We start from the raw sequence: 11,155 nt of genomic DNA on the forward strand, positions 1-11,155 counted from the left end.
TCGTCCTATTCGGCCGCGGCAGCGCGCGGCATTAGGTTTCTCAGTTCGGGCGGCAGGCTGAACTCGATATTTTCCTCGACGCCGTCAAGCTGCGAGACCTCGATCGGGCGCAGCCGGGCCAGGGCGGCGATGACGTCGTCGACAAGCTCGTCCGGCGCCGACGCGCCGGCGGTGATACCGACCGCATCCACCCCGATCAGCCAAGCCGGGTCGACCCCGTCGCCATCGGCGACGAGATAGCTCGGCACGCCCATCTCGACCCCGATCTCGCGCAGCCGGTTGGAATTGGAGCTGTTCTCCGCGCCGACCACGATCAGCAATTCGCTGACCCGCGCGAGATCGCGCACAGCAGTCTGGCGGTTCTGCGTGGCGTAGCAGATGTCCGAAACGTCCGGGCCCTGCACATCGGCGAAACGCTCGTTGAGCGCGGCGATCACGCTGCGGGTGTCGTCGACGCTGAGCGTGGTCTGGGTGACATAGGCGATCGGCGTATCGAGCGCGAGCGGCAGCGCCGCGACCTCCGCCTCGGTCGAGACCAGGTGAATCGGCGCATCGACCTGCCCCATCGTCCCCTCGACCTCGGCATGGCCGGCATGGCCGATCAACACGAGCGTGCGCCCGGCCCTGGCGTAGCGCCGGCCCTGCACATGGACCTTGGTGACGAGCGGGCAGGTCGCGTCGAGCACGGGCAGTTCGCGCAGCTTCGCTTCGTCCTGTACCGAGCGGGCGACGCCGTGCGCGCTGAAGATCGTCGGCGCGCCGGCGGGAATCTCCGCCAGTTCCTCGACGAAAATCGCGCCCTTGCTGCGCAGCTTGTTCACGACATGGCGATTATGGACGATCTCGTGCCGGACATAGACCGGCGCGCCATGGAGATCGAGCGCGCGTTCGACGATGTCGATCGCTCGTACCACTCCAGCGCAGAAACCCCTCGGCTTCGCGAGGATCACCCGCAATGGAGCAACTTTTTCAACGGTCATCAAACCCGTGCCCAGCCCCGTACTAGTTTCACACCAGCCCCCGGTTCGGCGATATCCTTCGCCGTTGCGGTAGGAAGATAGCGACGCCGTAGCCGAGAAAAAAGGTGTAAAAGCGGCACGCATGTCAGGAACGCGGCCGTTTCGGTGGGACGATGCGGCAGAGGGTGGATTTTGCGGCGCGGCACCGATACATCCGCCGCGGGGCAGAACGGAACGGAATGAACATGCGAACCCTGATCCCCTCCCTGATCCCCTCCCTGATCATCGCGGCGCTGGTCGCGCCAGCCCCGGCCGCCCTGGCCCAGGCCAATGACCCCGCCCGCGCGCCCGTTCAGGCGCTGTGCGACGGGCTGGTCTCGATCATGAAGGGCGGCAAGGCGATGGGCGTGCGCGGCCGCGCAACTGCGATCGGCCCGGTCGTCGACCGAGTCTATGACGTGCCGCTGATGGCCCGGCTGACGGTCGGCGCCGGCTGGAACGGGATCGCGCCGGCGGACCAGACCGCGCTGGTCGCCGCTTTCCGGCGGATGGTGATCGGCCAGTATGCCACCAATTTCGATTCCTTCTCCGGCCAGAAATTCACGGTCGACGCCAATGTCGAGACTCGCGGGACCGACAAGCTGGTCAAGACCAGCCTGGTGCAGGCGGGCGAGGCGCCGATCCCGATCGCCTATCGTTTGCGCGCGAGCGGCGGCGGCTGGAAGATCATCGACGTCTATTACCGCAATTCGATCAGCCAGCTTGCCACCCGGCGCGCCGATTTCTCGCGGGTACTGGCGACCGGCGGGGCAAAGGCGCTGATCCGCCATCTCGACGAACTGGCTGCCAAGGGCGGGAATTGAGCCTCGGTCTCGTCCTGCCGGCGGTCGCGCTGCTGAGTGCGACGCCGGAAGCGCCCGCCAGGGCAGTGTCCGCGCCGATCGTGCAGGTTGCGCCATCGGCCGTCGCCGAACCCCGGACCGAGACCCCTTCCCCGGCGCAGGCCGCCGATGCCGTTCCGCTCGACCCGCTGGTCGATCCTGCCACGGCGCCAGTCGCGATCGAGGCAATGCCGGCCGGCAGCATCGAGCGTACGCCCGGCGACCCGCTGGAGAATTTCAACCGGCGCATGTTCTCGGCCTTCCAGAGCACTGACCGGAGATTCGTCCGGCCGGCCGCGATGGCCTATAAGCATGTCGTGCCCAAACCGGTGCGATCGGGCATCCGCAACGTCCTGAGCAACCTCGGCGAGCCGATCGTCTTCCTGAACGACCTGCTCCAGCTCAAGCCGGGCCGCGCGCTCAGGACGCTGGTGCGCTTCGCCGCCAACTCGACCATCGGCATCGGCGGTCTGGTCGACGTCGCCGGGACGCCCGGCGTGAGGCTGCCGCACCGGAGCAACGGCTTCGGCAACACGCTGGCTTATTACGGGGTCGGGCCGGGCCCCTATCTGTTCCTGCCGTTCGTCGGCCCGACCACGCTGCGCGACCTGATCGGCGGCCAGGGCGATGGCTTCGTGCTGCCGGTCGCGGTCGGCAATCCATTCGACCGCTGGCAATTTCAGCTGCCCCGGGGCGTACTCGGCGCGCTCGACCAGCGCGCCGAATCGGATGCCGACATGAAGGCGCTGCTCGACAGCGCGGTCGACCCCTATGCCACGCTGCGGTCGGTCTATCTGCAGAACCGTGCCGCCGAGATCCAGGAACTGCATGGCCGCGCCGCGACAGGAGCCAGCCCACTCGACGATTCGCTGAGCGATCCGGCGACAGGCACGCCCAGCCCCCTCGACGATCCGTTGAGCGATCCGGCCGGCAACCAGGCAGGCAGGCCAGCGACACCGGCAAGCGAGCCGGCAAAGGAAAAGGCCGATCCCCTCAGCGACCCGCTCTCGGACCCCGCAAAACCCTAGAGCGGCGAGCGTTAAATCTGATCCGTTCGTCCTGAGTAGGGATCGAGTAGCCGAAGGCGTATCGAGAGCCCGTATCGAAGGACAGGTTGTCGCGCGGAACCTGTCCTTCGATACGCCCTCTCGATACGCCGCTGCGCGGCTACTCGATGGCTACTCAGGACGAACGGGTGGTGGTGGCTCTGATTTAATGCAAGCTACTCTAAGCCAGGACTGGCTCGTTCTTGTCCTTCCCGGCAGGCGGCCCGAGCAGGGCCGGCTCGAACACCAGCGCGCAGATCAAGGTCCAGATGAGCGAGATCATCAGGATCTTGCCCATGCTCGCCGTTCCCGGATGATGCGACAACCACAGGCTGCCGAACGCCGTGCCCGTGGCGAGCGCGCTGAACAGCACGGCGCGCGCAAGACTCGACTGGAGCAGCCCGGTCGCGCCGTTCCGCCACGCCATCACGAAATAGATGTGGAAGGCGACGCCGACCCCGAACAGCAGCGGGAAGGCGATGATATTGGCGAAGTTGATCGGCTGGCCGATCAGCACGCAGGTGGCGAGCGTCAGGAAGATCGACAAGATCACCGGCGCCAGGGTGAACATCACCTCGCGCAGGTTGCGCAGCACCGCCAGCAGCAACAGGCTGACCAGCACGAAGGCGATCACCCCGGCCTGAACGAAGGCCCCGGCCACGGTGAACGCCGCCGCCTGAGTCGCAACCGGCAGGCCGGAGAGCGCCGGCGTCACCGTGGCGACCGCGGCGCGGAAGCGTTTGATCACCTGATTGTCGTTGCCGTCGCCCCTGGGAAAGACCTGAAGCCTCGCGCGGCCATCGGGGGCGATCCAGTCGCGAACCATGTCAGCCGGCAGGCTCTCGCGCGTGACCGGCTCGGCCTGGAGCGCGGCGCGGACCTGGTCGAGCATGACCGTCAGCGGCCGGGACAGCATCGCGTTCACCTCGGCGCGCTTCGCCGGTGTCGCCGAGGCCAGCCGCTCGAACGCCGTGGCGAGACGCCGCGCATCCACCGCGCCCTGCCCTGCCCCGCCGACCGTCTTCAGCCGCCCCGCCACCTGCCGCAACGAGGTGACCAGCGCCGCGTCATCGGGTGGCGGCGCGATGTCGAACGGGTTGAGCGTCAGGTCGAGCAGCACTGACGCGTCCTGGATCAGGGCGAGCTTGGCGGGCTGGTCCTCCGGCACGAAGCTGTCGACCGAGATCACCTGCTTCACCTCGGGCAGCGCCGAGAGGCGCTTCGCCAGCCCTGCCGAGGTCTGCGCGTCGGGCGCGAGCACATCGATCGTGTTCGGCGTCCGGTCCGGATCGCGGGTCAGGTCCGTCAGCGCCTGCATCGATGGCGCCCCGGGATCGCGCAGATGAAGCGGGTTGAAGTCGAACACGACCCAGGGAAGCAACGCGATGCTCACCGCCATCGATGCGCCGAACGCCCAGAGCACGGCCTTGCGGCGCCGTTCGAGAAAGCGGTCGGCGGGCGCGAATTGCGCGAAGCCGACCTCGCGGCGCGGCGCGCCCGGGCGCAGCAGCAGGACCAGAGCGGGCAGCAGGGTCACGCTGAACAGCAGCGCGATCACCATGCCGAGCCCGGCAATCACGCCCAGCTCGGCGATGCCGATATAGGCGGTGGGCAGGAAGGCGCCGAAGCCGAGGAACACCGCGCCCGCCGCCAGCAGCAGCGGCGCGCCGAGCGCGGTCGCGGCTGCCTCCAGCGCGGCGGCGGGTGCGAGCCCCGTCACGCGCTCGGCATTGTAGCGCACGCAGATCTGGATCCCGAAATCCACACCGAGCCCGACGAACAGCGGGATGAAGGCGACCGAGATCAGGTTGAGCCGCCCGACCGCGGCGAGACCCACGGCGAGGGTGACGACCAGCCCAAGGACGATCGTGCCGAAAATGGCCGCGACCAGCCGGGCCGATCGGGTGGCGAACCACAGGGTCACCAGCATCGCGCCGAGCATCACCATGCCGACCGCGCCGATATTTTCCTGCAAGGTCGCGAATTCCTCGTCGGCGAGCGGCACCTCGCCCGTCAGCCGGACCGACACGCCGTGCGCGGCATCGAGCCGCAGCGCCGCTGCGGCGGCATGGACCGCGTCGCTTGCCGCCTCGCCCGGCATCAGCGCGCTGTGATCGAGCACCGGCTGGGCCAGGATCAGGCGGCGCTTGGGCGGGCTGAGCGGCCCTGCGCCGGTCCCGAACAATTGCTGCCAAGAGAACCAGGCGGGCTTGCCGTCGAGCGATCGCTCGGTGGCGTCAGCCAGCGCCCGCATCGGCCGGTCGATCTGCTCGAGCGTCGCCGATTTCGCGTCGACGCCGTCGAGCATCGTCGACAGCGCGCCGCTGACGCCGCGCAGCGACGGGTCGGCGGCGAGCGGCCCGAGCAGCGGCTGCGCCTCGATCAGCGCGGCGGTCGCCTGGCGGACATCCTCGCGCGAGCCGAACAACAGCCCCTCGCGAGCGAAGAAATCGCCGCCGTCCGGCCGGCGCACCAGCCTGAAATGCGCCTTGTCCGCGCCCAGCGCGACGGTCAGCTTCGCCGCCGCGTCCTCGGCCAGTTCGGGTGTCTGGCCGTCAACCACCACCACCATCACGTCGCGCAACTGGGGAAAGGCGGCTTCCATCGCCCGTTCCTGCTTGCGCCAGTCGATATCGGGGGAGATCAAAGCCGCCGTATCGGTCGTCATGTCGAACCGCGCGGCGGTGAAGACCAGCGCCAGTCCCGCCAGCACGAGGGACAGCAGCAGGGTCAGCCATGGATGGCGAACGCTGACGCCGACCAGAGCGGAAATGGGTGACCGCATGCGCTCAGCGTGCCTTTGCCGGCCCGGACGCTCCGAGGAAATAGCGCATCTTCAGGCCAATCGCCTGTTCCTGCCCGTCAAAGGCGAAGACCGCATCGGCCCATTTCGGCGGCCCGAGGCTGATCCGGGCATCGTTCGAGAAACCGACGCCTTCCTTGGGGATGCCGAACAGCGCGCGATCGACCTTCTTGTTGCGGTTTTCGTCATGGAACACCTGCGCGGCATAACGACCGGCGGGCAGGCCATGAATCGTCACCAGAGTGACTCCGGCGCGCGCCGGCGCGTCGCCGGCATAGGGGCAATCGTCCTTCAGGAACTGCGCCTGGGGGCAGATATCGATATGGACCACACCGGCCGAGTTGCGGACATTGTCGACCCGGACCGTGAGCGTGCCGTTCGGCGCCGGCGCCGCAGCGGTGAGCCCCAACCCGATCAGCATGGCGAAGGCGGCACGCACGCGCTTAAACAACATCGCGCCTGGCTTCCTCGACGACACCGCCCGAGTTATGGCGGAGTGCCTTGAGCACGGTATCGACGATGGCATCGGCATCGAGGCCGGCCTCGGCATATTGCTTTTCGGGCTTGTCCTGGTCCTGGAAGATGTCGGGCAGGCGCATGGTGCGGATCTTGAGGCCCGCATCGACCAGCCCGGTGTCGCTGGCAAGCGTCAGCACATGCGCCCCGAGCCCGCCGATCGACCCTTCCTCGATCGTCACCGCCACCTCATGCGTGGTCAGCAGCTTGCGGATCAGCGCCTCGTCGAGCGGCTTGACGAAGCGCAGGTCGGCGACCGTGGTGGAGAGCCCCCGCGCATCGAGCGCATCGGCTGCCTTCAGTGCCTCGCCAAGGCGCGTGCCGAGCGACAGGATCGCCACCTTGTGCCCCGTGCGCACGATGCGGCCCTTGCCGATCTCGAGCAGCTCGGGCGTCTCGGGCAGATCGACCCCCGTGCCGTTGCCGCGCGGATAGCGCACCGCGATCGGCCCGCTGTCATGTTCGACGCAGGTATGCGTCATGTGCACCAGCTCGGCCTCGTCGGCGGCCGCCATCACCACGAAATTGGGCAAGGTCGCGAGATAGGTCACATCGAAGCTGCCGGCATGCGTCGCGCCGTCGGCACCGACCAGGCCGGCCCGGTCGATCGCGAACCGGACGGGCAGGTTCTGGATCGCCACGTCGTGCACGACCTGATCGTACGCGCGCTGCAGGAAGGTCGAGTAGATCGCACAGAATGGCCGCATGCCCTGCGCGGCAAGCCCGGCGGCAAAGGTCACCGCATGCTGCTCGGCAATGCCCACATCGAAGAAGCGATCGGGATAGGCCTGGGCAAAGGCATCGAGCCCGGTGCCAGAGGGCATCGCCGCGGTGATCGCGCAGATGCGTGGGTCAGTCGCGGCTTCGGCCACCAGCGCTGCGCCGAACACATTCTGGTAGGCCGGCGGCCCCGGCGGTGCCTTGGCCTGGGCACCGGTGATCACGTCGAACTTCTGCACGCCGTGATATTTGTCCGCCGCCGCCTCGGCCGGCGCATAGCCCTTGCCCTTCTTGGTCACGACATGGACCAGGATCGGGCCTTCCTCGGCATCGCGCACATTCTCCAGCACCGGGATCAGCTGGTCGAGATTATGCCCGTCGACCGGGCCGACATAATAAAAGCCCAGCTCCTCGAACAACGTCCCGCCCATCGCCATGCCGCGCGCGAACGAATCGGTCTTCTTCGCCGCCGAATGCAGCGGCCGCGGCAGCTTGCGCGCCAGGCGCCGCGCCAGCTCGCGCAAGGACAGGAACTCCCGGCTCGACACGATGCGCGACAGATAGGCCGACAGGCCACCCACCGGCGGCGCGATCGACATGTCATTGTCGTTGAGGATCACGATCAGCCGGTTGCCGGCTGCCTCCGCGTTGTTCATCGCCTCATAGGCCATGCCCGCCGACATCGCCCCGTCGCCGATCACCGCGATCGCCTTGCCCGGCTGGTCCTTGATCTTGTTGGCGATCGCAAAACCCAAAGCCGACGAGATCGAGGTCGACGAATGCGCCGCACCGAACGGGTCATATTCGCTCTCGCTGCGCTTGGTGAAACCCGACAGCCCCCCGCCCATGCGCAACGTACGGATCCGGTCCCTGCGCCCGGTCAGGATCTTGTGCGGATAGCATTGGTGACCCACGTCCCAGATCAGCCGGTCGCGCGGCGTGTCGAACACATAATGGATCGCCGTCGTCAGCTCGACCACACCCAGCCCCGAGCCGAGATGACCCCCCGTCACCCCCACCGCCGCAATCGTCTCCGCCCGCAACTCGTCGGCCAGCTGCCGAAGCCGGGTCGGGGAAAGCGCCCTGAGATCCGCGGGCGTATGAACCGTGTCGAGCAACGGGGTCTTGAAATCGGGATTCATGTAAAACCGGATCTCCTCTTGCCCCCCTTCCTAATCGAAGCGACCGCACACGCAACGTAAGACGTCACCGCACGGCAACAACCGGACGCTGGGCGGCCCCAGCATGCGTGAACGGCAAGGCGGTCCGTTCAGCCGCGGTGTCGCTCGTGCCCGTCAGGCACGCTCACTCCCCGTCATAGCTGATCGCCGATGCGGCCGCGCCGGACAGGATGAAGCCGATCGGCCGATCGGCCTCCTCCTGGAGATGGCCGATCAGACTCGCCGTACGGGCGAGCAGCGAGATGCCCTTGAGCGCGCCGACCGGGAAGCCGACGTCGAGCATCACCGCGGGAATCGCGCCGTTCACGTTGATCGGCAGCGCGCGGCCGAGCGTGCCGGGCAGGGCGTCGCGGATCGCGTAGAGCATGCGAAGATGATCGCCGACGATGCCGTGCTGCTCGGCCAGGTCGAGCAGCAGCAGCGCGCGCGGATCGCCCTCGCTATGCTGGGGATGGCCGAAGCCGGGAATGGCGCGCTTGTTCTCGCGCAGCCGACGAATCCCTGCCTGAGCGACCGAAGCCACACTGGCGCCCGCCGCGGCTTCGGCGACCAGATCGGCGTAGAAGCGCCCCGCGACCTCCGCGCTGCCAAGCACCACCGAGCCGCAACCGAGCAGCCCGGCCGCGACCGCCCCGTGAAAGGCCTCGGGCGCGGCGGCATAGGTCATGCGCGCGGCGACCACGCTCGGCACCAGGCCATGCTCGGCGATCGCGGTCAGCACCGCATCGGCGAAGAAGCGCTGCACTTCGGTCGGCGCCTTGCCCGTCACCAGCAGCCAGAAATAGCTGGTGAAATCCATCCGGCCGATGATCTCCCCGCACAGATCGCGCCCGCGCACCGTGATGCTGGTCGCGTCCGACGTGCAGATCGCCGAATGGGGCGCATCCTGTTTGCCAATCCGCATCGTCTCTGCCCTTTTACAAAATGCGCCCGCGTAGACGGTTATCGAGTTCGATTTACGAAGTTGATTTCGTATATCGAAGTTTCTATGCCGTGCGGCAAGGAGTAGTCAACATGGCCAAGCCGCTCGCCGATGTCACCGTGCTTGAAATGGGGACGTTCATCACTGGCCCGGCGGCGGGCATGTTGCTGGCCGATATGGGCGCCGACGTCATCAAGATCGAACGCCCCGATGGCGGCGATCCGTTCCGCGCCTTCAACGGCGGCCTCTACAGCCCGCATTTCCAGACCTATAACCGCAACAAGCGCTCGATCACGCTCGACACGCGCGACGTGGACGATCTCGCCGCCTTCGACCGCATGGTGGCGGGGGCCGACATCTTCATCCAGAATTTCCGCCCGGGCGTTACCGCCAAACTGAATGTCGATGTCGCGCGGCTGCAGGCGATCAATCCCCGGCTGATCTACCTGTCGATTTCGGGCTTCGGACCGACCGGACCGGACAGCGACCGGCCCGCTTTCGACACGGTCGCCCAAGCGGCCAGCGGCTTCCTGCGCCTGCTGATCAATCCGGAGAATCCCCGCGTCGTCGGCCCGGCGCTGGCTGATGCGGTGACTGGATTCTACGGCGCCTATGGCGTGCTCGCCGCGCTTCACGAGCGCGAGACGACCGGCAGGGGGCGCCATGTCGAAGTGTCGATGTTCGAGGCGATGGCGCATTTCAACCTCGACGACTTCACCCATTATTTCTCCGAAGGCGAGGTGATGGGCCCCTATAGCCGGCCCAACGTCTCGCAATCCTATGTCTTCCAGTGCAGCGACGGCGGCTGGATCGCGCTCCACATGTCGTCGCCGCAGAAATTCTGGGACAATCTCGCCGAGGCGATCGGCCAGCCCGACATGCTCGCGCGCCCGGAGTTCGGCAGCCGCGCCGCGCGGATCGAGAATTACGAAAAGGTCGCCGCCTTCCTCGCGCCGATCTTCGCCACCCGCACCCGCGCCGACTGGTGCGGGGTGCTGGAGCGGCTCGAAGTGCCGCATTCGCCGGTCTATTCCGCGCCGGAGGTCATCGCGACCGACCAGGCGAAGCATCTGCGTCTGTGCGTCGAGGACCCGGCCGGGCCGCACGGCGCCTTCCGCACGATCCGTTCGCCGGTGCGGTTCGACGGCGAGGCAATGCTCGAGGTGAGCGCCCCGCCCGTACTGGGCCAGCACAACGCGGCCCTGCTGCGGGATCGCACCACGGCAGCCGTCACCGAATGAGCGGCGGCGGGCCGGGATGGCGCCCGCTTGCCCTGTGCCGTTCCGAACAGTAACGCAGGGCATGCCCGCGACCGAGAAGCCGCCCAAGGACAGCGAGTATCTCTCGACGCTCGAGCGCGGCCTGCGCGTGTTGCGCGCGTTCGACGCGGCCCATCCGGAAATGCAGCTGAGCGAGGTCGCGCAGCTGACCGGGCTCAGCCCGGCGGTCGCGCGCCGGTGCCTGAACACACTGGTGCAGCTGGGTTATGTCGCTCAATATGGCCGCAAATTTCTGCTGCGCGCTGAAGTGCTGACCTTCGGCACCAGTTATCTGTCGTCGATGAACGTGGAACAGGTCGTGCTGCCGCCCCTGCAGCGGGTGCGCGACGATACCGGCGACAGCTCGTCCATGGCCGTGCTGTCGGGCGACGACATCCTCTATGTCGCGCATGTCTCGACCACGCGCCATCTGCGCCTGGGCGCGACGGTGGGCACCCGCTTCCCCCTTCATGCGACGTCGCTGGGCAAGGTACTGCTCGCCTTCCAGGACGAGGCGGTGATCGCGGCCTATCTCGACCGCGCGAGGATGACGCGGTTCACCGAACGGACCGTGACCACCACGGAGGGCCTGCAGGCGCGGCTCGCGGCCGCCCGCACCACGGGCTATGATTCGGCGCTGGACGAACTCGATTACGGGCTGGTCTCGGTCGCCGTACCGGTCTTCGACGCCCGGCGGCGCATCGTGGCGGCAATCAACTGCTCGACCTCGACCACGCGCATCTCGCAGGACGAACTGGTGCGCACCCGCCTGCCCTTGCTGCGCGACGCCGCGGCCGAAATCGGCAACGCGCTGCAGCGTTGGCCCGCGCTGATCCACTCGCTGCATTCCGGCTGAACCGAACCCTAT

Annotated in this window: 9 protein-coding genes; 4 read left to right on the forward strand and 5 right to left on the reverse strand. The window is 67.6% G+C overall.

Annotated elements, in window-relative coordinates:
- Positions 1-5: 5 nt before the first annotated feature.
- The gene (gene ispH / locus ACZ1I5_RS16510) at positions 6-980 is read right to left on the reverse strand and encodes a 4-hydroxy-3-methylbut-2-enyl diphosphate reductase (protein WP_465170325.1); all 975 of its coding nucleotides are present in this window, start codon (positions 978-980) and stop codon (positions 6-8) included.
- Between the two features lie 218 nt (positions 981-1,198).
- Here ispH and ACZ1I5_RS16515 point away from each other — a divergent pair, with 218 nt between their 5' ends.
- Together ACZ1I5_RS16515 and ACZ1I5_RS16520 are read left to right on the forward strand one after the other, a co-directional pair.
- Entirely contained in the window at positions 1,199-1,822 is a 624-nt protein-coding gene (locus tag ACZ1I5_RS16515) for an ABC transporter substrate-binding protein (protein ID WP_465170326.1), read from the forward strand.
- Positions 1,819-2,868 carry an MlaA family lipoprotein gene (locus ACZ1I5_RS16520; protein ID WP_465170327.1) on the forward strand — a complete coding sequence of 350 codons (1,050 nt, stop codon included), beginning with the start codon at positions 1,819-1,821 and terminating at the stop codon, positions 2,866-2,868. Before ACZ1I5_RS16515 ends, ACZ1I5_RS16520 begins: the two co-directional genes overlap by 4 nt.
- Before the next feature lie 199 nt (positions 2,869-3,067).
- On the opposite strand, the gene hpnN is transcribed toward ACZ1I5_RS16520, so the two are convergent.
- The 4 genes from hpnN to ACZ1I5_RS16540 form a co-directional block, all read right to left on the reverse strand.
- Positions 3,068-5,671, reverse strand: coding sequence for a hopanoid transporter HpnN (gene hpnN / locus ACZ1I5_RS16525; protein WP_465170328.1), 2,604 nt, complete (start codon positions 5,669-5,671; stop codon positions 3,068-3,070).
- Positions 5,672-5,675: 4 nt separating this feature from the next.
- Positions 5,676-6,143 (reverse strand): DUF2141 domain-containing protein, encoded by a 468-nt coding sequence (locus ACZ1I5_RS16530; protein WP_465170329.1) that lies wholly within the window; start codon positions 6,141-6,143, stop codon positions 5,676-5,678.
- The gene (gene dxs, locus ACZ1I5_RS16535; protein WP_465170330.1) at positions 6,133-8,067 is read right to left on the reverse strand and encodes a 1-deoxy-D-xylulose-5-phosphate synthase; all 1,935 of its coding nucleotides are present in this window, start codon (positions 8,065-8,067) and stop codon (positions 6,133-6,135) included. The genes ACZ1I5_RS16530 and dxs overlap by 11 nt, the downstream gene beginning before the upstream one ends.
- A gap of 163 nt (positions 8,068-8,230) precedes the next feature.
- A complete protein-coding gene (locus tag ACZ1I5_RS16540) occupies positions 8,231-9,010 on the reverse strand; it encodes a citryl-CoA lyase (protein ID WP_465170331.1) in 780 nt (259 codons plus the stop codon).
- Between the two features lie 110 nt (positions 9,011-9,120).
- Here ACZ1I5_RS16540 and ACZ1I5_RS16545 point away from each other — a divergent pair, with 110 nt between their 5' ends.
- Both ACZ1I5_RS16545 and ACZ1I5_RS16550 read left to right on the forward strand, forming a co-directional pair.
- Complete coding sequence (locus tag ACZ1I5_RS16545) at positions 9,121-10,269, forward strand: CaiB/BaiF CoA transferase family protein (RefSeq protein ID WP_465170332.1); 1,149 nt, start codon at positions 9,121-9,123, stop codon at positions 10,267-10,269.
- A 61-nt stretch (positions 10,270-10,330) separates the two neighbouring features.
- Positions 10,331-11,143: an IclR family transcriptional regulator domain-containing protein gene (locus tag ACZ1I5_RS16550; protein WP_465170333.1), complete on the forward strand. Its 813-nt coding sequence runs from the start codon at positions 10,331-10,333 to the stop codon at positions 11,141-11,143.
- Positions 11,144-11,155: the final 12 nt, after the last annotated feature.

It is taken from the genome of Sphingomonas sp. BL-S-30 (assembly GCF_055521475.1).